Here is a 21,837-nt window from a genome sequence, read left to right as displayed (position 1 = left end):
CTCACGACGCTACGCCGCTCGGCTGGCGCGCCGCCGCCTCCGCCTTCATCAGCAGCAACCGATTGGCCGCGAGCGAGAATTCCTGCCAGGCGGCGGCGATGTCGCGCAGAATGGCCTGCACGTAGTCCTTCGAGGGCTTGTGCTCGTGCGGGAAGTTCGACAGCGCGCAGGAGGTACGATTGAAGGCGACGGCATCGTCGAGCAGCGACTGCATGAAGTCGCGGAACGGCTTCTGCACCTCCGGCGTCAGGGCGGACCGGCCACGCTCGACCGCGACGTCGCGCATGTCGAAGCTCAGCGCCTCCAGCACCTTGAGTGCAGCGGCGAATACGGATTCCATGACGCCCAGAACAGCCAGCTGCGTCAGCTGCTCGCGCTGCTGCGCGGCGAGGCTGCGCGTGAGCCGTTGCCGGTAATCATCGAAAGCAGGATCGCGCTGCGCGATCACCCAGGAGGCGAACCAGGCCAGACTTGCGGCATTGCCTGACAAACCGGAATCGATCGCGATCTGCGGGCGCGCCGTGCTGCCTTCCGTCGCGGAGTTGCTCCGCGCCAGCGCACGCTCGATCCGCCTGGCGGCGTTGACTGCGCCCTCGAGATAGCCGGCCGCGTGACTTGCGGTCTCGGCGGAGCCGAGATGCAGCCGGCCGTCCCACAGCGCCCTGCGCAGCATCGGATTGGCGATCTCGATGTGCTCGCCAGGCGGATCGGAACGGTCAGCAGCGCTGCAGGTGAAGCGCTCGCTCGCCCAGTCCTGATAATGCTGCTCACCATCGTCGAGTGCCGATCCGAACAGCTGCACCATCTGGCTCGCCATCAGCATCGGAAGCCCGACTGTGAAGGTCTCGCGCAGCTCCGGTGAGAATGCCAGGAAGCCTCCGAGCGCGGCCTTGGCTCCGTCGGCATCGCAGGCGTCGAAGATCTCGCCGACCACCGCCTGTTCATGGCTGACGAACGCGTTGCCGGAATGGCCCTTGTCGCGCCAATGTGCGCGGTCATAGGCAATCAGTACCTTGGCCTGCGCCGCCATCCAGGTCGCGGCATTGTGCATCGCCTCCGACGTCGCCTCGTCGAGCTCCGGCGAAAAGCTGACGCGGTCGGCCAAGAGACGCGGCGGCACGGCCAGGACTGCCCGCTTGGCATCGATGGCGACGGACTCGGTCGCGGTCGCGAAGACGAGCCGGACGTGGGTCGCGCAATCGACGATGCGCGTCAGCTCATAGCCGAGATGGATTTGCTCCTGCGGCAGCTCGCGCGCCAGCGCGGCGACCAGGCTGGCCATGCCGCCCTGCACCCGCTGCGCGCCCTGATGGATTGGCGGCCCGCTGATCTGCTGGGCCGCCTTGTCGGCGTCGGTCAGGTGCAGCACCGTGCCGTCATCATGCTGAGGGAAATGGACCAGCCCGAGTTCGCCGATCAGGCTCGTGAGCAGCGGCTGCGTCTCCGGCCAGAACCAGGTCGGGCCGAGGTCGAGCGCCAGCCCGGAGCCGGCCGCGACCGACAGGATCCGTCCGCCAAGCCTGTGTCGGGCTTCGAACAACGCGAACGTCGTTCCCCTTTGCTGCAGGCTGCGCGCCAGTGCCAATCCGCACAATCCACCCCCGACAATGGCCGTTTCGAGCATGGTCAAGACCTCGCATGATGCGTTGCAAGGACGGCCTTGCAAGATTCGCGCAATGCCCGACGGGCGCGCGTCCGTCCAATTGCTGCTTGATTTCCGCACCACCTTGGCCCAGGCCATGGATATGAGCGACGCCAGCGAGATCATCGCCGCCAATGCGGCCTTCTACGTAGCCTTCGCGGCCGGCGACTTTGTCGCGCTCGCCGCGGTCTGGTCCGATCAGGAGACGATCTCCTGCATTCACCCGGGCTGGCCGGCGATCGTCGGCCGCGCCGGCGTGATCGGCAGCTGGCGCGAGATCCTGAAGAATGCCGCGCGGCCGCAAATCGTCTGCGCGGACCCCTATGCGATCGTCGATGGCGACCACGGCCGCGTCGTCTGCATCGAACTCGTCGACGGTGCGCCGCTCGCAGCCACCAATTATTTCCGGCGCGTCGACGGAGCCTGGCGCATGGTCCATCACCAATCCAGCGCGATTGCCCAATTCGCCGCGAGCGTGGACGACCAGACCGAGCACGGCCGCAGCATCCACTAACTGGCACGAAATTTGATTTGCACGATACAACCGGCCGTATTCACCGGTTTGTCGAATGTCGTGCGTCGGATGTCGGCCAATGTCCGGTTCCGCGCTGGGGTGGTTTGCGCACTGTGGAAGGCAGCGTGCAGATCGCGAGGGAGGAATGCGATGGCGCGTGCACTGACGGCCTATCTGAAACGCGCTGACGTTCCGGCGCGCAAGGCGCTGCAGCAGGCGATCGATCGCCTGCCATTCGCGTTGATGCTCGACGATGCTTATGCCCCGTTCGAAACGGCCGGCTATCTGCCCTGCACGCTCGACGGCGAGGACGCCGGCTTCGACCTGCGATTCAAGGACGCGGCCGCCGAGCTTGCAGCAACGCCCGCGCTGCAGAGCGCGATCGGCGACCGCGACGTGGCGATCTCCTGCAAATGGGGCGGCGATCCGCGCGAGGAAGCGGCCGCGCTGGCCGTGTGTGCGGCTTTCATGCGGGAGTTCGACGCGATCGTCGTGCGCGACGGCGCGCTGCTGACATCCGATGACATGCTCAGGCAGGCAAAGGGAGCACTGGTATGAACATGACGGCTCCGCTGCAACCGAGCGCCATTCAGGCCGAGCCTGCTGAACTGGGCGAGTGCGGCTTCCGCCTGCTGATGATCCGGCAATTCAACTCCGGCGCGGTGCCGCCGGCGTTTGCGATCATCGACCAGCGCGTGATGCGGATGCCGCAGCGGATCGGCCGCCACGGCGTCTCCTTCGCAGCGACCTTCCTGCCCGAGGTGATGAATTGGCTCATCGATCACCTCGGCCGCCCGTCGCTGCACGACGCCTCGGGCCGCGCCTACCGCAATCCGCGCTGGCCCGTCGTCTGCTGGCACGATCAGGAACGCTTGTGGCCCAGCGGCGCGCTCACCGTCGAATGGTTCGCCGAAGTCGCCTTCCAGGACACCGCGTCGTGGCTGGCCTTCAAGACACATTGGCGGGAGCGGCTGCAACCGACGGCCGCGGATCGTGCCGAGGAGACAGCGGAAGCGAACCAGCGCGCAATGCGCGTGATGCAAAATGAATCAGCTGAGGACGCGCTCCAGCAGGCATGATCCTGCCAAACTTGCGCAAGCGCGGATTTGGCTATGTTCGGCGGCAGCAACCTCGTGCTATCCAAACGGGATGCCGAAGCTTGCGTGGAGGTCCTCGTGCGCTACGTCTCGTGGTTCGGTCACTGGATCTATCGCCTCATTCCGACGCACGGCCCGCAAGGGCGGCAGACCGCGAGACATCCGGGCATGCCAGCGCAGCTGTCGGCCGAGGATCTCTTCTACATCGCAATGCTCGGCCCTCACGTGTGAGCGGGAGGACCTTGACTGCGTCGCGCGGTCAGATCCTTAGCTCACTCAGGGACGAACAGGTTTGGGATGAGTGACATTACGAGGTTGCGCACCTTCGTCGTCGACACGGCGCGCCTTTTGCAGAACGAAACCAGCGAAGCCACGATCCTCGCGCAGCTGGCGCCAAGGCTGGAAGACCTGATCCGGCACGATGACTGGCTTCCCGAGGTCTCCGCGAGTACGGCAGGCGACCATTATCGGCAGCATCTGCTCTACGCGGACCCGCTTGACCGCTTCTCGATTGTGAGCTTTGTCTGGGGCCCGGGCCAGGGCACGCCGATCCATGATCATCGCGTCTGGGGCCTGGTCGGGGTGCTGCGGGGAGAAGAGATTTCGGTGCGTTACCAACAGCAGCCTGACGGCTCGCTCCGTGCCGGCGCACCCGAACGGCTGACGGCCGGCCAAGTCGCCGCGGTATCGCCTGCAATCGGCGATATCCACGCGATCTCGAATGGCCTGTCGGACGCGTCCTCGATCAGCATACACGTCTATGGCGGCAATATCGGTCGTATCCGCCGCGCGGTGTACGACGCGGAGACTGGCGCTGCCCGCGATTTCATTTCCGGATATTCGAATGACACTGTACCAAACCTCTGGCCCGGTCACCCTGCCTGAACGGACAGCGCTGTTATCGCCGACCGAGCTGCGCCTGCGCTGGCGCGCAGGCGATGAAGTTGCGCTGCTCGATGTGCGCGAGGAAGGCCCCTACTCGCTGTCGCATCCGTTCTTCGCGGTCTCGCTGCCGCTGTCGCAGATCGAGCTACGGATTCTCGACCTGGTGCCGAGGCTCTCCGCCCCTGTCGTCGTCTATGACGATGGTGAAGGCTATGCCGCGCGCGCGGTGCCGCGGATCAAGGCGCTCGGCTATACGGACGTCGCGATCCTCGACGGCGGGCTTGCCGGGTACGCGTGGGTCGGCGAAGTGTTCCGCGACGTCAACGTGCCGAGCAAGGCCTTTGGCGAATTGGTGGAGGCGGTCAGGCATACGCCGTCCCTTTCGGCCGACGAGGCCAAGGCGCTGATCGAGACGGAGTCCAACCTCGTCGTGCTCGATGCCCGCCGCTTCGAGGAATACCGCACCATGAGCATTCCGCGCGGGATCAGCGTGCCCGGCGGCGAGCTCGCCTATCGCGCACGCGAGATCGCGCCGTCATCCGACACCACGATCATCGTCAACTGCGCCGGGCGCACGCGCTCGATCGTCGGCACCCAGTCGCTGATCAACGCAGGGCTGCCGAACCGAATCTACGCGCTGCGCAACGGCACCATCGGATGGACCCTGGCCGGCCATCAGGTCGAGCGCGGCAAGACCGCGCGGTTTCTGGAGCGGCCGCAGGCGAGCTACGCCGCGGCGTTGGAGGATGCGAAGGCCTGGGCCGAGCGGGTCGGGGTCAAGAGCCTCGATCGCACGGCATTCGAGCGGCTGCGCGCAGAAGCTGGCCAGCGCACGCTGTATTGCCTGGATGTTCGCACGCCCGAGGAATATGCCGCCTCGCATCCAGATGGCTTCGTCTCCGCGCCAGGCGGCCAGCTGGTGCAGGCCCTCGACGAATGGATCGGCGTACGTGGTGCCCGCCTGGTGCTGTTCGATGATGACGGCGTGCGCGCCCGGATGACGGCATCCTGGCTGGTGCAGATGGGATGGGATGCGTCGATCGTCGGTCCCGATGTCATCGCGGCAGACGACGCCGGCGTTCGTCCGCCACGTCGGCCGCGCCTTCCCGATATCGGCGAGGCGGCGATCAGCGCCGATGAGCTTGCCGCCGATCCCTCCGCCTGGACCATCGTCGATCTCACCCGCAGCCCGACCTATAAGGCCGGCCACATTCCCGGCGCGCATTTCGTGCTGGCGTCCCGCTTTGCCGAGGACATCGCGAAGCTGCCGGGTGACGGCGGAATCGTGCTCACCAGTGAGGATGGAGCCGAGGCCGCCTTTGCGCTGGCCGACGCACGAACGGCGACGAAACGCCAGTTCCGCGTGCTCAGCGGCGGCACGCGCGCCTGGACCGCATCCGGCCGTGAGCTCGATCGCGATCGGCCGTCGTGGATCTCGGATGCAAACGACGTCTACAAGCGTCCCTATGAAGGCACCGACAACGCGTCAGCGGCGATGCAGGCCTATATCGACTGGGAGCTGCAGCTGGTGGCACAGCTCGCCAATGACTCGGTGTCGAATTTCCACGTGGTGTAGCAGCGAGATCCGTAGAATCTTAGGGTGAGCAAAGCGAAGAGTGCCCACGCTTCGAGACCAGCGAGCACAACGTGGGCACGGCGCATTCGCGCCTTTGCCCACCCTACGCATCTACTTCAAGGCACGATCTCGACATCGTCATTGCGAGCGAAGCGAAGCAATCCAGGGCCAGGAAAGCAGCCTGGATTGCTTTGTCGCATTCGGCGCCTCGCAAATGACTCGATCGGTTGAACTACGCGCTTGTCAAAGCTGTGCCGGATACAGGTGATTGATCGCGACCAGGATCACCAACAGCACGATGCCGAGGCCGAGGCTGTAGCCGATCAGCTTCTTCTCGATCGGCAGCAGCGGCTCGGCCCCATTGTTGTTCTGCGCATTCAGATCATTGGCTGACATGGCCACTTCTCCTCGAACTCAGCTGGCGAGCGGCGGCTTGATGCCGCTGAAGAACAGCCAGGAAATCAGTAAGCCGACCCAGATCACGAAGCCGAACAGGCTGACCACATAGACCGCGGCGAGCTTGCCGAAACCGTCCTGCCAGAGCTTGCGGAAATCCGACAGCACGCCGATCGAGAAGAAGGTCAGGATGAAGAAGATCACCCGGAACACATTGGCCTCGCCCGCCGCCGCAGGCAGCGCCTTCGCGATCTCGGGCGTGGTGCCGACCGCAAGCCAGAGCGAGATTGCGAACACGACCACGAAGCCGAGAATGAATTTCGGGAATCGCTCCCAGATCTCGGAGGTCTTTGCCTTGTCGGCGCGAGGGGTGATGTAGTTGGTCCAGATATAGCCGAGGATGAAGGCCCAGATGCCGATGAAGATGTCGATGAACACCTTCACGGTGGCGGTGGTCGCGAGAATCCAGCCCGGCTGATATTTGATGCCTTCGGCAGCCGCCTTGGCCATGATCAGCGATTCCGTGATGCCGCCGCCGGCCACCGCCGCGCCATCGGTCTTGATCGCAAGGCCCATCCAGGCGCCGGCGACCAGCGGCTCCTGCCACAGCAAGGTCTGCGCCAGGAACGGCAGGATCAGGATCTCCACCACCGCGAACACGACAACCAGCGAGGAGACCAAAATCGGCACCGAGGGGCGCGCGCGGATGGCGCCGCCGGTGGCGATCGCCGCGGCCACGCCGCAGATCGAGATGCCCGATGCGAGCGGCACCGACCATTCGCGGCTGAAGCCGAAGAATCTGCGGGCGACGAAATACACCACCGACCAATAGATCAGATAGGCCTCGATGATGGCGGCGACGCCGCGCAGCAGGACCGAGGACGCGAGGTTGAGCCGGCCCGCTGCGGTGACCGCGATGGTGGCGCCGAGGATCACGATCGCGATCTTGATGTAGAGTTCGGGGCGGATCGCCTCCTTCAGCCACTCGGCAAAACGCGGGAAGAAATTGGCGATCACCAGGCCCGACAGCAGCGCGACGACGAAGCCGCCCTCATTGGTCAGCTTCAGCGACCAGGCAATGCCGAATTTCTGCTGCTCCGCCGGCGTAACTGCCGCAACATAGGCATAGCTGCCGACGATCCAGCTCGCATAGGCGATCGCGAATACGACGGTGAAAGCGAGCGCGAAACGCTTGACGTCGCCGCCCAGCGCCGCAACCCCGGCTGTGAGTACGACCAGCAGCGATGCAAAGGTCGCAATCAGCGCACCGAGACCGCCGAGCGCCGCATAGCCCTTGGCGACCGGTGCCAGCGCCTTGCCGATGTCGGTATAGACCGACGTCGTCACCGCCCAGCCGAGCAGATCGGTGCCGGCTAGGCTGAACAGAGCGAGTGCGAAGACCAGCACGCCGATCACGAGCGCCAGCCAGTCCTCCGTCAAGCTTCCCTTGGAGACGACCCCTGTGGCGGGTCTCACCGCAATATCCGACATAAAATCCCCTCAGCGCCCAGCGCGGCTCAGCCGCTGCAATCCGCGCGTTATGAAACCATGTCGGGGCAAGCAGGCAATCTTATAGAATTTTTTTCTTCGTCTTATCTGGAGCACAAACACCGCGCCGAAGTCCCCCGGAGTAGGAGAACGTTCCTGTGCGGTGCCTGTTGCGGGCGCGGCTGCGCCACGCAACGGCCTTGGAGCCACGCTAACGGCGCTGGTTGTAGACGTCGATGCAGACCGCGCCCAGCAACACCAGGCCCTTGATCACCTGCTGATAGTCAATGCCGATGCCGAGGATCGACATGCCATTGTTCATCACGCCCATGATCATGGCGCCGATCACCGCACCGCCGACGCGACCGACGCCGCCATAGGCCGACGCGCCGCCGATGAAGCAGGCCGCGATCACGTCGAGCTCGAAACCGAGGCCAGCTTTCGGGGTCGCGGTGTTGAGACGCGCGGCGAACACCAGGCCGGCCAGCGCCGCCAGTACCCCCATGTTGACGAAGGTCATGAACACCAGCCGCTCGGCCTTGATGCCCGAGAGCTTGGCCGCCTTGGCGTTGCCGCCGACCGCATAGATCTGCCGGCCCACCACCGTTCGCCGCGTCATGAAGCCGTAGAGCGCGATCAGCACGGTCATGATCACGAGCACGTTGGGCAAACCGCGATGCGAGGCGATCAGGAAGGTGAAGTACAGGATCACCGCCGCCAGGACGAGGTTCTTCGCAGCGAAGAAGGCGTAAGGCTCGACCTCGATGCCATGCGCCTGCTCACGCGAGCGCCCCTTCACGCTGGCATAGACCAACGCCAAGGTGAGCAGTCCGCCGATCGCGAGCGAGGTCGGATAGAGATGCGCCGCGCTCGGGAACATTTCCGGGATGAAGCCGGAGGACAGTTTCTGGAAGGTTCCTGGGAACGGTCCGACCGACTGCCCCTGCAGCAGCGCCAGCGCCAGGCCCTTGAACACCAGCATGCCCGCCAGCGTGACGATGAAGGAGGGAATGCCGAAATAGGCCACCCAATAGCCCTGCGCCGCGCCGATCGCAGCCCCGACCACGAGACAGGCCAGAATGGCGAGCGGAAAATCGACGTGGTAGCGGACCATCAGCACGGCGGCGACCGCGCCGACGAAACCTGCGACCGATCCGACCGACAGATCGATATGCCCGGTGACGATGACCAGCAGCATGCCCAGCGCCATGATGACGATGTAGCTGTTCTGCAGCACCAGGTTGGTCAGGTTGAGCGGCTGCAGCAACGTGCCGTCGGTCATGAATTGGAAGAACAGCATGATTGCAGCCAACGACAGCATCATGCCGTAGCTGCGCAGATTGTTCTTCAGGAAGCCGCCGTGCGGCCGCTCCTCGGGAAGCGAAACCGTCTTGTCGGTCATGATCGTTATCCTCCCACCCGCTCCACGAGGCGGCCGTCCTGTTGATTGTTAATGGCTTCGTTGCGCATGATAGCACGCATGATCTTCTCCTGCGTCGCCTCATGGCCCGGAAACTCGCCGACAAAGGCGCCGTCGTTCATGACGCAGATCCGGTCGCAGATGCCGAGCAGTTCCGGCATTTCCGACGAGATCACCACCACGCCGCGACCCGCCTCGGCCAGTTCGTTGATGATACAATAAATCTCGTATTTTGCACCGACGTCGATGCCTCGCGTCGGCTCGTCCAAGATCAACACCTTGGGGTCGGTCATCAGCCATTTCGACAGCACGACCTTCTGCTGATTGCCGCCCGAGAGCTGGCCCGTCTCCTGATAGACATCGGAACAGCGGATGCGCATGCGCCCGCGATAGCCGGCGGCGGCCTTGAGTTCCGCGATGTCGTCGATCACCCCCTTCGGCGCGACCTGATCCAAGCTCGCCAAGGTGATGTTCTTGCGGACGTCGTCGGCCAGGATCAGGCCGAGCTGCTTGCGGTCCTCGGTGACGTAGGCGAGGCCTGCATCGATCGCGGCCGGCACGCTGGAGAGATCGACATCGTGTCCCTCGAGCCGGACGCGGCCGGTGATGTGGGTGCCCCAGGAGCGGCCGAACAGGCTCATGGCGAATTCGGTGCGGCCGGCCCCCATCAGGCCGGCGATGCCGACGATCTCGCCGCGGCGCACCGCGAAATTCACGTTCTTGATCACCTGGCGGTCGTGATGCTGCGGATGATAGACGGACCAGTTCTCGACCGTGAAGACGGGCTCTCCGATCTTCGGCTGGCGCTCCGGGAAACGGTGCGCCATATCGCGATTGACCATGCTCTTGATGATCCGGTCCTCCAGGACCGGCTCGGCGTGGCAATCGATGCTGTCGACGGTCCGTCCGTCGCGCAGCACCGTGATGCGATCGGCGACACGGGCGACCTCGTTCAGCTTGTGCGTGATCAGGATCGAGGCAATCCCCTGCTCGCGGAAGGTGATGAGCCGATCGAGCAGCGCCTGGCTGTCGGCTTCGTTCAGGCTCGCCGTCGGCTCGTCCAGGATCAACAGCTTGACCCGCTTGGACAGCGCCTTGGCGATCTCGACCAGTTGCTGCTTGCCGACGCCGAGATCGGTGATCAGCGTATCCGGCGATTCCTTCAGGCCCACCTGCGCCAGCAGCTCCCGGCTGCGCCGGTACACCTCGTCTCGATCGATGACACCCAGGCGTGACGGTGCATGCGACAAGAAGATGTTCTCGGCAATCGACATCAGCGGGATCAGCGCGAGTTCCTGATGGATGATGATGATGCCGAGCGCCTCGGAATCATTGATGTCGCGGAACCGCCGCTCCTCGCCCTCAAAAATGATCTGGCCCTCATAGCGGCCGTGCGGATACACGCCGCTCAGCACCTTCATCAGGGTCGACTTGCCGGCGCCATTCTCGCCGACGAGGGCGTGGATCTCGCCCGCCTCGACCGTAAAGCTAACGTCGCGCAGCGCCTGCACATTGCCAAAGCTCTTGCTGACGCTGCGCATCTCCAGGATTGCCGTCATCGCCTTGTGTCCCTGTCCTTGACCTCATCTCTCCCCGCCTGCGGGGACGGATGAACGGGAGCCGCTGCGAACCCAACCATTCGCGTTCGCGGCGCCTCCCCCTCACCCTGCCCCCTCTCCCCGCAAGCGGGAAGAGGGAATCGAAGGAAGCATCACTCGACCTGCGACTTCTTGTAGTAGCCGCTGCCGACCAGGACCTTCTCCCAATTGCTCTTGTCGACCACCACCGGCTTGAGCAGATAGGCGGGCACGACCTTGACGCCGTTGTTGTAGGTCTTGGTGTCGTTGACCTGCACCTGCTTGCCGTTCAGCACGGCATCGACCATGTCGGCGGTCACCTTGGCGAGGTCGCGGGTGTCCTTGAAGATGGTCGAGTATTGGTCGCCGCGCAGGATCGCCTTGACCGACGGCACCTCGGCATCCTGCCCGGAGATGATCGGCATCGGCTGGTTGCCGCTGCCATAGCCGACGCCCTTCACGGACGAGATGATGCCGATCGAGATGCCGTCATAGGGCGACAGCACGGCGTCGAGACGCTTGTTGCCGTAATAGGCGCTGAGCAGGTTGTCCATGCGGGCCTGCGCGGTGGCGCCATCCCAGCGGAGCGTCGCGACCTTGTCCATGCCCATCTGGCCCGAGGCGACGACCAGCTTGCCGGAGTCGATATAGGGTTTCAGCACCGACATCGCGCCGTTGTAGAAGAAATAGGCGTTGTTGTCGTCGGGCGAACCGCCGAACAGCTCGATGTTGAACGGCCCCTTGCCGTCCTTCAAGCCGAGCTTGTCGACGATCGATTGCGCCTGCAGCACGCCGACCTGGAAGTTGTCGAAGGTCGCGTAGTAATCGACATTCGGCGTATCGCGGATCAGGCGATCATAGGCGATCACGGTGATGCCGGCCGCCTTGGCCTGCTTCAGCACGTCGGACAGCGTGGTGCCGTCGATCGCGGCGATCACCAGCACCTTGGATCCCTTGGTGACCATGTTCTCGACCTGCGAGAGCTGGTTCGGGATGTCGTCCTCGGCATATTGCAGGTCGGTGTTGTAGCCGCGCTCCTTCAGCACCTTCACCATGTTGTTGCCGTCATCGATCCAACGCGCGGACGATTTGGTCGGCATGGCGATGCCGATGGTCGGCTTGCTCTGCGCCATGGCTGCGCCGGACAGCGCGATCGCGCCGAGGCCGGCGAGCGCCGCAGCCATGATGGTCTTTACTCTCAACATGTCTCACTCCCTTTGTCTTTTCGACGTTGAACAAACAAACCTGCGATCCGCGATCGCGATTCCTGGATAGTTCGGTAGCACCCACTCGCCTTGCTGAACGATCCTCCTCTTAGCTCGAGAGCCTGACGTCGGGCTCGGCGCGACCGCGCGCGCCGACCTCCAGCAGAAAGGTTCGCCCGTGCTCGGGATCGGCCGCCTTCGCGGCCTCATCCATGTCCTGCCAGGCAGAAGTCACCAGCAGGCGCGACAGATCGGCGCCAACGAAGGCCGGGCAGCTGGCTTGGCTCGCCGGCACCTTGACGCAGCGCAGGTGCACGCCTTGCGGGCTGTAGACGTCGACACAGCCTGCGCCCCAGCGCGCATTCCAGATCCTGCCCTCCGCATCGACCACCGCACCGTCCAGATCGCCACCGCCGCGATGCCGGACCAATACCGTCGGCGTACTGCGCGGCAGGCCGGTGTCCGGATTGAGTTCGACGCGATAGAGCACGTTCTCGGCACTGTCGGTGAAATAGCCGATCGCGCCGTCGGCACTGAAGCAGATCGCGTTGGGGATGGTGATGTTCGGAAACAGCCGGACGATCTCGCCGCGATGGAGCGCGTAGATCGCGCCCAGCTCGCGTTCCGCCTTGCGGCCCATGGTGCCGATCCAGAACGTACCCGAGGGGTGGACCCGGGAATCGTTGGAGCGCGTCGCCGGATTATCCGCTTCCAGCGACAGATAGAGCGAGAGCGCGCCATTGGTGACGTCGCGGATATAGAGCCCGTCCTCGGCGACGATCAGCTGGCGCACGGCATCGATCCGCCCCAGCGCGCTGGCCATCTTGCCCAGCACATGGCGCCGCACCTCACCGCTGCTCAGTGTCGCCTCGAACAGCAGGCCTTCGCGGATGTCGAACCACCACGCAATGTCGGTCAAGGGATCATAGGTCGGCCCCTCGCCGAGGTGGCAGCGCTCGGCGTGGAGCACGGACGTCGGCACCTGCTCCATCATGCGCGGACCCCCGTGGTGGAGAAGCGATATACAATGGTGTGCTTGTAGGTCTGATCCGGCGAAAGCCGCGGGCTCGGAAAATCCGCCCGGTTGGGCGCGTCGGGCCAGTTCTGCGGCTCCAGGCAGATCGCATCGGACTGGCGATGCAGCCGCCCCTTGCCGCCTTTGGTGCCGTCGAGATAGTTGCCGGAATAGACCTGCAGTCCGGGCTGGTTGGTCAGGAGCTCCATGACGCGGCCGCAGCGCGGCGCTTCCAATCGCGCGGCGAGTCGCAGGCCGCCGGCATCGCGCAGACAGTAATTGTGGTCATAGCCACGCCCGCTGCGAAGCTGCAGATCGGCTGCGCGGATGCGTGCCCCGATGGCGGTCGCTTCGCGGAAGTCGAACGGCGTGCCGGCGACGGGGCGCGGCGGCCCGGGCAGCGGGATCGCGCTCTCGTCGATCGCGAGAAAATGATCCGCGGCGACCGATAACCGATGGCCGAGGATATCCGTCTGCGCCGACACGCCGTCGAGATTGAAGAAACTATGATTGGTCAGGTTGACGATGGTCGGACGGCTGGTCCTGGCCACGAACTCCACCGACAGCTCGGTCGGGCCGGTCAGGCGATAGGTGACGCGAATGTCGAGCCGTCCAGGATAGTTCTCTTCACCGTCAGCGCTGACATAAAGCAAAGTCACCGCCGGCTGGGCGCCTTCCTCGACCTTGGTGATCTGCCACAGCCGGCGATCGAAGCCGTCCGGTCCGCCATGCAGCGCATGCGGCCCGTCATTGGGGTTGAGCCGGACGGTCTGGCCATCGAGCACGAAGCGCGCGTTGGCGATGCGGTTGGCGTAGCGGCCGACGGTGGCGCCGAAAAACTGGCGATGCGCGAGATAGCCCTGGATATCATCATGGCCGAGCAGGACGTCGTCGCAAACACCATTGGCGTCAGGCACGACGAGCGCCTGCAGCGCGGCCCCATAGGTGATGATCCGCGCCTCGAAGCCCTGCGCGCCGCGCAGCGTGACGCGATCCACCGCGCGCCCGTCAGGCAGGGTGCCGAACACATCCTCGGTGATCCGTACGCCTGTCATGCGGTCAATCCTCGAACGGCTCGACGAGGCGGCGGCTGCCGAGCAGGAACGCATCGGCCACCAGCCGCAACGGCACCAGATCGACGTCGATCGCGCCGCGCGCGGTCAGTTCGACGAAGCGACGATAGAGTCCGGGATATTCGGCCTCCTTCTCGTCCACCAGCACCTCGTCGCCCGCCACCAGCCTGGCGCCACCTTTCGACAGCTTCAATGACCCGTCGTCGGTGTCGACGATGATGTCCCAGCTCTGCGGGCCGGTCTGGCGGAAATCGAATTCAGCTATGATCGGCAGCGCGTTGGTATCGGTGAGTTCAAGGGTTGCCGCGATCGGTGCCGCGCGATTGGACGGGAACGACAAATCGGCCGCGGTGACGAATACCGGCTCGGGCAATATCCGCGTAAGGATGGAGAGCGCATTGATGCCGGGATCGAACACCCCGAGCCCGCCGGGCTCCCAGATCCAACCCTGGCCCGGATGCCAGACGCGCACGTCTTCCTTCCATTCGATCTTGACGTTGCGGATCTCGCGCGAGGCCAGCCATTCGCGCGCGGGCTCGACGGCCGGCGCATAGCGGGAATGCCAGGTCGCAAACAGCGTGCGCTTCTGCTCGGCGGCGAGCGCGATCAACGGATCGAGCTCGCTCACCGCCGCGCCCGGCGGCTTCTCCAGCATCACATGTTTGCCGGCCTGCAGCGCGGCGACCGCTTGCGCGCGGCGGACCTGCGGCGGCGTGCAGAGCGCCACCGCATCGATCTCGGGTCCCTCGCGCAACAGATCCTCGATCGTGCTGAAATGCGGCAGGCCCGGCAGCGAGGCATTGCGGCTCGCGACCGCCGCGAGCGTCACGCCATCGGTGGCGGAGATCGCCGGCACATGCTGGTCGCGCGCGATCTTGCCGAAGCCGACAATGGCCACTCGAAGCTCGCCCATGCTCAGCGTCCCCAGCGCAGCACGACCGGATCGAGCCGGCGCGCAAGCTCGATCAGGCCGGCGCGGGTGGCCGGATGCATCGCCGGCTGGGGGCTGCGCAGCGTGTCATGCCTGATGACGCCGCCCTCCTTCATCAACGCCTTGCAGGCGGCAAGCCCGCACTGCCGGTTCTCGTAATTGATCAGCGGCAACCAGCGCTGGTAGGCATCGACCGCCTTGTCGCGCTCGCCGGCAAAGTAGGGATCGGTGATCTGACGGATGCCGTCGGGATAGCCGCCGCCGGTCATGGCGCCGGTCGCGCCGGCATCGAGATCGGCCATCAGGGTGATCGCCTCCTCACCGTCCCACGGGCCTTCGATCGCCGCGCCGCCGGCCTCGATCAGCGCGCGCAGCTTCTCGGCCGCGCGCGGCACCTCGACCTTGAAATAGGCGAGATTCTCGATCTCCTTGGCCATGCGGGCAAGGAAGGCGACCGACAGCGGCGTACCCGCGACCGGCGCATCCTGCACCATGATCGGAATCGAGATCGCATCCGACACACCCTTGTAGAAATCGTAGATCGCGGCCTCCGGCACCCGGAACGTGGCGCCGTGATAGGGCGGCATCACCATGACCATGGCGGCCCCAAGCTCCTGCGCCCGGCGCGAGCGCTCGGCGCAGACGAAGGTCGAGAAATGGGTGGTCGTGACGATGACAGGCACGCGCCCCGCGACATGCTCCAGCACCGCCGTCATCACCGCGTCGCGCTCGTCATCGGTCAGCACGAACTGCTCGGAGAAATTGGCGAGGATGCAGATGCCGTGCGAGCCGGCATCGATCATGAAGTCGATCGCGCGCTTCTGGCCTTCGATGTCGAGGCGTCCGTCGGCATCGAACACGGTCGGCGCGACCGGGAAGACGCCTTTATAGCGCGGGGTGGCGGATGCGGTCATGCAACACCTCTAGTGATTGTCGCGCGGCACGGGCGAGCCGCTGTGGCCGACCAGGAAATCGAAATCGACGCCGCGATCGGCCTGCAACACGTGATCGATGTAGAGCTTCTGATAGCCGCGCGCCGCATGCGGCTTCGGTGGAGTCCAGGCGGCACGGCGCGTCGCGAGCTCCTCGTCACTGACATGCAGATGCAGCGCGCGCGCGGCGACGTCGAGCGTGATCATGTCGCCGTTCTTCACCAGTGCCAGCGGACCGCCGACGGTGGCTTCCGGGGCGACATGCAGCACCACGGTGCCATAGGCGGTGCCGGACATGCGGGCATCCGAGATGCGGATCATGTCGCGCACGCCCTGGCGCAACAGCTTGGCCGGCAGCGGCATGTTGCCGACCTCGGCCATGCCCGGATACCCCTTCGGCCCGCAATTCTTCAGCACCATGATGCAGGAGGCGTCGATGTCGAGGCTCTCGTCATCGACCGCGTCGTGCATTTCCTCGACGCTCTCGAACACGACGGCGCGGCCGGTATGGCGCATCAGCTCCGGCGAGGCGGCCGATGGTTTGATCACGGCACCATTGGGCGCGAGATTGCCGGTGAGGATCGCGATGCCGGCCTCGGTCTTGAACGGCGTCTCGAACGGCGTGATCACTTCGGAATTCCAGTTCGGCGCGGAGGCCACATTCTCCCACAGCGTCTTGCCGTTGACGGTGCGCGCATCCTTGTGCAGCAGCCCGCGCTCGCCGAGCGCGCGCAGCACCGCTGGCAGGCCGCCGGCGTAGTAGAAATCTTCCATCAGGAAGCGGCCGGACGGCATCAGGTCGACCAGGCAGTGCACGTCGCGGCAGAGCCGGTCGAAATCATCGAGCGAGAGCTCTACGCCGAGGCGGCCGGCGATGGCGAGCAGATGCACCACCGCATTGGTCGAGCCGCCGATCGCAGCCAAGGTCCGGATCGCGTTCTCGAAAGCGGCACGGGTCAGGACGTCCGATGGCTTGAGGTCCTCGCCGACCATTTCGACGATCCGCCGGCCGGCCATGCGTGCCAGCAGGTTGCGCCGCGCGTCGGCAGCAGGAATGGCGGCATTCTCCGGCAGGCCGATGCCAAGCGCCTCGACCATCGAGGCCATGGTCGAGGCGGTGCCCATGGTCATGCAGCTGCCGGCGGAGCGGTTCATCGCCGCCTCGGCCTCGTGGAACTCCGCCAAGGTGATCTCGCCAGCGCGCAGCTGCTCGCTCATCGAGATGATGTTGGTGCCGGAGCCGATGATCTGGCCGCGATAGACGCCGCGCAGCTGCGGCCCGCCGGAGACGCCGATGGTCGGCAGGTCGGCGGAGGCAGCGCCCATCAACAGCGCCGGCGTGGTCTTGTCGCAGCCCATCAGGAGCACGACGCCGTCGAGCGGATGGGCGCGGATCGCCTCCTCCACGTCCATCGAGGCGAGATTGCGGAACAGCATCGCAGTCGGGCGCATCGTCACCTCGCCGAGCGAGGAGACCGGAAACTCCAGCGGATAGCCGCCGGCATCGAGCACGCCCTGCCGCACGTGATCTGCAATCACGCGAAAATGCGCGTTGCACGGCGTGAGCTCCGACCAGGTGTTGCAGATGCCGATCACCGGCCGCCCCTCGAAGCGGTCCTGCGGCGTGCCGCTGTTCTTCAGGAACGAGCGATAATAGAAGCCCATCTTGTCCTGGCGGCCAAACCACGCCTGACTGCGCAGCGGTTTCTTGGGTGTGTCGTTGCTCATTTCTGATTCGCCTGTTCGACCGACTGCGCGTGGCGCCGCCGGCCGTTGTGAATGACTTCGATCATTGCCGCCGACGCCGCCTCGGCATCCCGCGCGGCGATGGCATCGACGATGCTCTGGTGCCAGATCAGAACCGTCTCGCGATCGGCGCTCTCCACCGGCGCGCTCAGCACGAAGGAGGCACGTAGCGCCGCCTCGATGACGGCGCCGATCGAGCGCATGAAGGGATTGCCGGCGGCGTTGGCGACCGCAACGTGCAGGCTGAGATCGGCTTCCGCAAAAGCGATCGAGGTGGACGGCTCGCTTCGCATCCACTCCATCGCCTTGCGCATCTCCGACAGGTCGTTCTCAGTGCGACGTTCCGCCGCAAGTGCCGCCGCGCGCGGCTCGACGGCAAGGCGGATCTCGGCGAGGTCGGAAAGGAAGCGCCGGCCAATGCCGGCGTCCAGATGCCAGGCCAGCACGTCGGGATCGAACATGTTCCAGTCCGCCCGCCCGCGCACGACGGTGCCGACGCGGGCCTTGGTCGAGAGCAGGCCCTTGGCGACCAGTGTCTTCACGGCTTCGCGGAGCACCGGTCGCGACACCCCGAACATCGCGATCAGCTCGGCATCGCCCGGCAGCCGCGTGCCTTCAGAATAGCGCCCGGCGATGATGTCGATGCCGATGCTGCGCGCGACTTCCGCGTGGTTGGAATGCGCCCGCCGGGTCGGGATGACGACGATGCTCGAGGTCATGCGTGGCCCCTCACCGTCTTGGCCGCCGAGCTGCGCGAGAGCGCCATCAAGCCCTGCTGCAGTGCAATGAAGGCGAACAGCAGCACGCCGGTCGCGATCTTGGTCCACCAGCTCGAAAGCGTGCCGTCAAAATTGATGTAGGTCTGGATCATGCCCTGGATCAGTACCCCTAAAAAGGTGCCGATCACCGAGCCCTGTCCACCGGTGAGCAGCGTGCCGCCGATCACCACCGCGGCGATGGTGTCGAGCTCGACGCCGACAGCGGAGAGTGAGTAGCCGGCCGCAGTATAGAAGGAGAAGACGATTCCGGCGAGACCCGCGAGTACGCTGGAGAGCATGTAGATGCGCACCGTCATCGCCCCCACCTGGATGCCCATCAGCGCCGTGGTGGCGCGGCTGCCGCCGAGGGCGTAGACATTGGCGCCGAACCGCGTGAGATGCAGCAACAGCGCGCCCGCGATCAGCACCAGCAGCATCGCCATGGCGATCGCGGTCAGCCGCCCGCCGCCAGGAAGGTGGATCGCGAAGTCGGAGACGGTGGAATAGATCGGCGCCGTGATCGGGATCGATTCGGTCGAAAGCAGGAAGCTTACGCCGCGCGCCAGGAACATGCCGGCCAAGGTGACGATGAAGGGCGGCAGGTCGAAGACATGGATGATGGCCCCCATCGCAGCGCCGAACAACGCGCAGAGCAACAGGACCATGGCGAACGCCAGATAAGGCGGAATGCCCCAGCGCTCGATCGCGAGCGCCACGAACACGGTGGTGAAGCCGATCACCGAGCCGACCGACAGGTCGATGCCGCCGGAGATGATCACGAAGGTCATGCCGGTTGCGACGATGCCGAGGAAGGCGTTGTCGGTGAGGAGATTGGCGACCACGCGGGTCGAGGCGATGTTCGGAAACTGCAGCGCGCAAAGGGCGAAGCCGGCGACGAGCACTAGCGCGGTGACGGCGATCGGGGACAGGCGTTTCATGGCTTGCTGCTCCGCCAGCGCGCAACGAATCCGGACCACTCGCCGAGCCGCGGCGATTGCACGAGCAGGACGGTCAGCACCACGACGGCCTTGACCAGCAGGTTGAGCTCCGGCGGATAGCCCGACAACAGGATGCCGGTGTTCATCGCCTGAATGATCAGCGCGCCGGCGACGGCGAGGATCAGGCTGAAACGCCCGCCGAACAGCGAGGTCCCCCCGATCACCACCGCAAGGATCGCATCGAGCTCGAGCCAAAGCCCGGCATTGTTGGCGTCCGCGCCCATGATGTCGGCGGCCGCGATCACGCCGGCGAGCGCGGCGCAGATGCCGCACCAGACATAGACCGAGAGGATCATGGCGCGGGTGCCTACGCCCGAGAGTTCGCTCGCGCGGGCATTGCCGCCGGTCGCCTCGATCAGAAGCCCGAGCGCAGAGCCGCGCACGACGCCGGCGGTCAGCAGCAGCATGCCGATCGCGATGGCGACCGGCGCTGGCAGCCCGAGCACGGCGCCATTGCCGAACCAGACCAGATCTGGCGAGGTAAAGGTGACGATGCGGCCTTCCGTGATCAGCTGCGCGATGCCGCGCCCCGCCACCATCAGGATCAGCGTGGCGACGATCGGCTGAATGCGCAGCACCGCAACAAGGATTCCGTTCCAGAGGCCGCAGAGCAGGCCGACGCCGAGCGCCGCCCCGAGCACGACCGGCAACGAATGGCTATCGGCGAGACTCGCCGCCGTGGCACCGGCAATCGCCATGACCGCGCCGACCGACAGGTCGATGCCGCCGGTTGCGATCACCAGCACCATGCCGAGCGAAAGCAGCGCCACCGGCGTGCCGCGGTTGAGCACGTCGATGACCGAACCGAACAGCCGTCCGTCCTGCAGATGCAGGTTGAAGAATTGCGGCGACACCGCACGATCGACCAGCAGGATCACGAGCAGCGCGAGCACTTGCGCAAGGCCACGGCGCGGCAGGCGGAGCGTCATGACACCGCCTCTTGCGCTGAGGCAGCATCGGCGGCGATCGCGGCCAGGATGCTGGAGACTTCGATCGCCTCGCCCTTCAATTCCTCGACATGGGCGCGGTCGCGCAACACCACGACGCGGTTCGAATAGGTGACGATCTCGTCGAGCTCGGAGGAGATGACGAGCAGCGAGAGGCCCTGGTCGCAGAGCTCACGCACCAGGCGGATGATCTCGGCATGGGCGCCGACATCGATGCCGCGGGTCGGCTCGTCCAGCAGCAACAGCCGCGGCTCGGTGGCGAGCCAGCGCGCCAGCAGCGCCTTCTGCTGATTGCCGCCGGAGAGCAGCCCGATCGGTCGCTCCGGGTCCGGGGGGCGGATGTCGAGCAGACGGATGAAGCGCATCGCGATTTCGTCCTGCTCGCGGCGGGACAGCGGCCGATGCAGGCCGCGCCGCGCCTGCAACGCCAGCACGATGTTCTCGCGCACGGTGAGGTCGGCGACGATGCCCTCGGTCTTGCGCTCTTCCGGACAATAGCCGAAGCCGAGGCGCGCGGCATCGCGCGGCGAATTCAGCCGCACCGGCTTGCCATCGACATTAGCTTCGCCAGTATCGGCGCGCTCGGCGCCGAAGATCAGCCGCGCGGTCTCGGTGCGCCCGGAACCGAGCAGGCCGGCGAGGCCGACGACCTCGCCGCGACGCAGATCCAGATCGAACGGCGCGACATACCCCTGCTTACCGTACCCCTTGAAGCCGGCGCAGACCTCGCCCGCGTTGGCTGATTGTTCGGCTGCGCGCGTCTCCGTGGTCTCGGCGAGCTCGCGCCCCAACATCATCCGGATCAGGTCCAGCCGCGGCAGCGCGGCGGTTTCGCGCTCACCGATCAGGCGGCCGTTGCGCAAGACCGTGATGCGGTCGCAGATCTCATAGACCTGGTCGAGGAAATGGCTGACGAAGATGATGCCGATGCCACCAGCCGCAAGCTGGCGCATCACCTTGAACAGGATCTCGACCTCGTGACGGTCGAGGCTCGCGGTCGGCTCGTCCAGGATCAGCACGCGCGCCGACAGGTCGACGGCGCGCGCGATCGCGGTGACGTGCTGGATCGCGACCGAATAGCTCGACAGCGGCGCGCCGACATCGATATCGAGGCCGAAACCGTTGAGCAGCGCCTTGGCGCGCCGCCGCATCTCGGCCTCGCGCACCACGCCGAAGCGCGTCGGCTGCCGCCCGAGATAGAGGTTTTGCGCCACCGACAGGTTCGGCAGCAAATTCACTTCCTGATAGACCGTGGCGATCCCGGCGTCGAGCGCGGCCTTGGCCGAGCGCGGCGCGATCTCCACTCCTGACAACCTGACGACGCCGGCGTCACACGCGAACACGCCGGTGACAACCTTGATCAGCGTCGACTTGCCGGCGCCGTTCTCGCCGAGCAGCGCGTGGATTTCGCCTTCGCGCAACGTGAAATCGACCTCCTGCAAGGCCTTCAGCGTGCCAAAACTCTTGGCAAGTCCGCGCACTTCAAGCAGCGGCGATATGGGACCGATATTTGTTTGCATCGCAAGGTCAACCACGCCGGCGTCCGCACCATGTACGGACGCCGCGCGATGTATTTGCGTCGTCCCGGCGAAAGCCGGGACCCATACCGCGGACCGATTCAATTAGGCACATGGCCA

The 21,837-nt window shown here is 65.4% G+C and carries 21 protein-coding genes; 6 read left to right on the top strand and 15 right to left on the bottom strand.

Features of this window, described 5'->3' with window-relative positions; all coding sequences use genetic code 11:
* Position 1: 1 nt before the first annotated feature.
* Positions 2-1,624, bottom strand: a complete 1,623-nt coding sequence (locus QX071_RS11760) for a flavin monoamine oxidase family protein (RefSeq protein ID WP_315700654.1) — start codon at positions 1,622-1,624, stop codon at positions 2-4.
* Positions 1,625-1,745: 121 nt separating this feature from the next.
* On the opposite strand from QX071_RS11760, the gene QX071_RS11755 reads away from it, so the two are divergent.
* The 6 genes from QX071_RS11755 (at position 1,746) to QX071_RS11730 (ending at position 5,714) form a co-directional block, all read left to right on the top strand.
* Positions 1,746-2,156: a nuclear transport factor 2 family protein gene (locus QX071_RS11755; protein WP_315703064.1), complete on the top strand. Its 411-nt coding sequence runs from the start codon at positions 1,746-1,748 to the stop codon at positions 2,154-2,156.
* A 150-nt stretch (positions 2,157-2,306) separates the two neighbouring features.
* Positions 2,307-2,714: a hypothetical protein gene (locus QX071_RS11750; protein WP_315700655.1), complete on the top strand. Its 408-nt coding sequence runs from the start codon at positions 2,307-2,309 to the stop codon at positions 2,712-2,714.
* 2 nt (positions 2,715-2,716) lie between these two features.
* On the top strand, positions 2,717-3,235 hold the full coding sequence (locus QX071_RS11745) for a hypothetical protein (protein WP_315700656.1): 519 nt from the start codon (positions 2,717-2,719) through the stop codon (positions 3,233-3,235).
* A 96-nt stretch (positions 3,236-3,331) separates the two neighbouring features.
* Positions 3,332-3,484 (top strand): hypothetical protein, encoded by a 153-nt coding sequence (locus QX071_RS11740; RefSeq protein ID WP_315700657.1) that lies wholly within the window; start codon positions 3,332-3,334, stop codon positions 3,482-3,484.
* Between the two features lie 66 nt (positions 3,485-3,550).
* Complete coding sequence (locus tag QX071_RS11735) at positions 3,551-4,138, top strand: cysteine dioxygenase (RefSeq protein ID WP_315700658.1); 588 nt, start codon at positions 3,551-3,553, stop codon at positions 4,136-4,138.
* A complete protein-coding gene (locus QX071_RS11730) occupies positions 4,098-5,714 on the top strand; it encodes a rhodanese-like domain-containing protein (protein ID WP_315700659.1) in 1,617 nt (538 codons plus the stop codon). Before QX071_RS11735 ends, QX071_RS11730 begins: the two co-directional genes overlap by 41 nt.
* 243 nt (positions 5,715-5,957) lie before the next feature.
* On the opposite strand, the gene QX071_RS11725 is transcribed toward QX071_RS11730, so the two are convergent.
* The 14 genes from QX071_RS11725 to QX071_RS11660 form a co-directional block, all read right to left on the bottom strand.
* Complete coding sequence (locus tag QX071_RS11725; RefSeq protein ID WP_315700660.1) at positions 5,958-6,110, bottom strand: hypothetical protein; 153 nt, start codon at positions 6,108-6,110, stop codon at positions 5,958-5,960.
* Between the two features lie 18 nt (positions 6,111-6,128).
* Positions 6,129-7,586, bottom strand: a complete 1,458-nt coding sequence (locus QX071_RS11720) for a putative sulfate exporter family transporter (RefSeq protein ID WP_315700661.1) — start codon at positions 7,584-7,586, stop codon at positions 6,129-6,131.
* Between the two features lie 223 nt (positions 7,587-7,809).
* Positions 7,810-9,000: a multiple monosaccharide ABC transporter permease gene (mmsB, locus tag QX071_RS11715; RefSeq protein WP_315700662.1), complete on the bottom strand. Its 1,191-nt coding sequence runs from the start codon at positions 8,998-9,000 to the stop codon at positions 7,810-7,812.
* A 5-nt stretch (positions 9,001-9,005) separates the two neighbouring features.
* Positions 9,006-10,577, bottom strand: a complete 1,572-nt coding sequence (gene mmsA, locus QX071_RS11710; protein WP_315700663.1) for a multiple monosaccharide ABC transporter ATP-binding protein — start codon at positions 10,575-10,577, stop codon at positions 9,006-9,008.
* A 152-nt stretch (positions 10,578-10,729) separates the two neighbouring features.
* Positions 10,730-11,800, bottom strand: coding sequence for a multiple monosaccharide ABC transporter substrate-binding protein (gene chvE / locus QX071_RS11705; protein ID WP_315700664.1), 1,071 nt, complete (start codon positions 11,798-11,800; stop codon positions 10,730-10,732).
* Positions 11,801-11,909: 109 nt separating this feature from the next.
* Positions 11,910-12,791, bottom strand: coding sequence for an SMP-30/gluconolactonase/LRE family protein (locus tag QX071_RS11700; protein WP_315703065.1), 882 nt, complete (start codon positions 12,789-12,791; stop codon positions 11,910-11,912).
* Positions 12,791-13,870, bottom strand: a complete 1,080-nt coding sequence (locus QX071_RS11695) for an aldose epimerase family protein (RefSeq protein ID WP_315700665.1) — start codon at positions 13,868-13,870, stop codon at positions 12,791-12,793. Before QX071_RS11695 ends, QX071_RS11700 begins: the two co-directional genes overlap by 1 nt.
* Positions 13,871-13,874: 4 nt before the next feature.
* On the bottom strand, positions 13,875-14,801 hold the full coding sequence (locus QX071_RS11690; RefSeq protein ID WP_315700666.1) for a Gfo/Idh/MocA family oxidoreductase: 927 nt from the start codon (positions 14,799-14,801) through the stop codon (positions 13,875-13,877).
* Between the two features lie 2 nt (positions 14,802-14,803).
* Positions 14,804-15,733 carry a dihydrodipicolinate synthase family protein gene (locus QX071_RS11685; protein WP_315700667.1) on the bottom strand — a complete coding sequence of 310 codons (930 nt, stop codon included), beginning with the start codon at positions 15,731-15,733 and terminating at the stop codon, positions 14,804-14,806.
* Positions 15,734-15,742: 9 nt separating this feature from the next.
* Complete coding sequence (locus QX071_RS11680) at positions 15,743-17,479, bottom strand: IlvD/Edd family dehydratase (protein WP_315700668.1); 1,737 nt, start codon at positions 17,477-17,479, stop codon at positions 15,743-15,745.
* Positions 17,476-18,216 (bottom strand): FadR/GntR family transcriptional regulator, encoded by a 741-nt coding sequence (locus QX071_RS11675; RefSeq protein ID WP_315700669.1) that lies wholly within the window; start codon positions 18,214-18,216, stop codon positions 17,476-17,478. Before QX071_RS11675 ends, QX071_RS11680 begins: the two co-directional genes overlap by 4 nt.
* Positions 18,213-19,193 carry a galactofuranose ABC transporter, permease protein YjfF gene (gene yjfF, locus QX071_RS11670; RefSeq protein ID WP_315700670.1) on the bottom strand — a complete coding sequence of 327 codons (981 nt, stop codon included), beginning with the start codon at positions 19,191-19,193 and terminating at the stop codon, positions 18,213-18,215. Before yjfF ends, QX071_RS11675 begins: the two co-directional genes overlap by 4 nt.
* The gene (locus tag QX071_RS11665) at positions 19,190-20,182 is read right to left on the bottom strand and encodes an ABC transporter permease (protein WP_315700671.1); all 993 of its coding nucleotides are present in this window, start codon (positions 20,180-20,182) and stop codon (positions 19,190-19,192) included. The genes yjfF and QX071_RS11665 overlap by 4 nt, the downstream gene beginning before the upstream one ends.
* The gene (locus QX071_RS11660; protein WP_315700672.1) at positions 20,179-21,720 is read right to left on the bottom strand and encodes a sugar ABC transporter ATP-binding protein; all 1,542 of its coding nucleotides are present in this window, start codon (positions 21,718-21,720) and stop codon (positions 20,179-20,181) included. The genes QX071_RS11665 and QX071_RS11660 overlap by 4 nt, the downstream gene beginning before the upstream one ends.
* Between the last annotated feature and the right edge of the window lie 117 nt (positions 21,721-21,837).

It is taken from the genome of Bradyrhizobium sp. SZCCHNS1022 (assembly GCF_032484835.1).
Classification (GTDB): domain Bacteria; phylum Pseudomonadota; class Alphaproteobacteria; order Rhizobiales; family Xanthobacteraceae; genus Bradyrhizobium.
Note: the sequence above shows the minus strand (reverse complement) of the source record. Positions and strands in the feature narration are given on the sequence as shown.

What these genes read in the sequence shown, in the direction of transcription:
- QX071_RS11760 (WP_315700654.1), bottom strand. Translation starts at nt 1,624, where the DNA reads ATGCTCGAAACGGCCATTGTCGGGGGTGGATTGTGCGGATTGGCACTG.
- QX071_RS11755 (WP_315703064.1), top strand. Translation starts at nt 1,746, where the DNA reads ATGAGCGACGCCAGCGAGATCATCGCCGCCAATGCGGCCTTCTACGTA.
- QX071_RS11750 (WP_315700655.1), top strand. Translation starts at nt 2,307, where the DNA reads ATGGCGCGTGCACTGACGGCCTATCTGAAACGCGCTGACGTTCCGGCG.
- QX071_RS11745 (WP_315700656.1), top strand. Translation starts at nt 2,717, where the DNA reads ATGACGGCTCCGCTGCAACCGAGCGCCATTCAGGCCGAGCCTGCTGAA.
- QX071_RS11735 (WP_315700658.1), top strand. Translation starts at nt 3,551, where the DNA reads ATGAGTGACATTACGAGGTTGCGCACCTTCGTCGTCGACACGGCGCGC.
- QX071_RS11730 (WP_315700659.1), top strand. Translation starts at nt 4,098, where the DNA reads ATGACACTGTACCAAACCTCTGGCCCGGTCACCCTGCCTGAACGGACA.
- QX071_RS11725 (WP_315700660.1), bottom strand. Translation starts at nt 6,110, where the DNA reads ATGTCAGCCAATGATCTGAATGCGCAGAACAACAATGGGGCCGAGCCG.
- mmsB (WP_315700662.1), bottom strand. Translation starts at nt 9,000, where the DNA reads ATGACCGACAAGACGGTTTCGCTTCCCGAGGAGCGGCCGCACGGCGGC.
- mmsA (WP_315700663.1), bottom strand. Translation starts at nt 10,577, where the DNA reads ATGACGGCAATCCTGGAGATGCGCAGCGTCAGCAAGAGCTTTGGCAAT.
- chvE (WP_315700664.1), bottom strand. Translation starts at nt 11,800, where the DNA reads ATGTTGAGAGTAAAGACCATCATGGCTGCGGCGCTCGCCGGCCTCGGC.
- QX071_RS11700 (WP_315703065.1), bottom strand. Translation starts at nt 12,791, where the DNA reads ATGGAGCAGGTGCCGACGTCCGTGCTCCACGCCGAGCGCTGCCACCTC.
- QX071_RS11695 (WP_315700665.1), bottom strand. Translation starts at nt 13,870, where the DNA reads ATGACAGGCGTACGGATCACCGAGGATGTGTTCGGCACCCTGCCTGAC.
- QX071_RS11690 (WP_315700666.1), bottom strand. Translation starts at nt 14,801, where the DNA reads ATGGGCGAGCTTCGAGTGGCCATTGTCGGCTTCGGCAAGATCGCGCGC.
- QX071_RS11685 (WP_315700667.1), bottom strand. Translation starts at nt 15,733, where the DNA reads ATGACCGCATCCGCCACCCCGCGCTATAAAGGCGTCTTCCCGGTCGCG.
- QX071_RS11680 (WP_315700668.1), bottom strand. Translation starts at nt 17,479, where the DNA reads ATGAGCAACGACACACCCAAGAAACCGCTGCGCAGTCAGGCGTGGTTT.
- QX071_RS11675 (WP_315700669.1), bottom strand. Translation starts at nt 18,216, where the DNA reads ATGACCTCGAGCATCGTCGTCATCCCGACCCGGCGGGCGCATTCCAAC.
- yjfF (WP_315700670.1), bottom strand. Translation starts at nt 19,193, where the DNA reads ATGAAACGCCTGTCCCCGATCGCCGTCACCGCGCTAGTGCTCGTCGCC.
- QX071_RS11665 (WP_315700671.1), bottom strand. Translation starts at nt 20,182, where the DNA reads ATGACGCTCCGCCTGCCGCGCCGTGGCCTTGCGCAAGTGCTCGCGCTG.
- QX071_RS11660 (WP_315700672.1), bottom strand. Translation starts at nt 21,720, where the DNA reads ATGCAAACAAATATCGGTCCCATATCGCCGCTGCTTGAAGTGCGCGGA.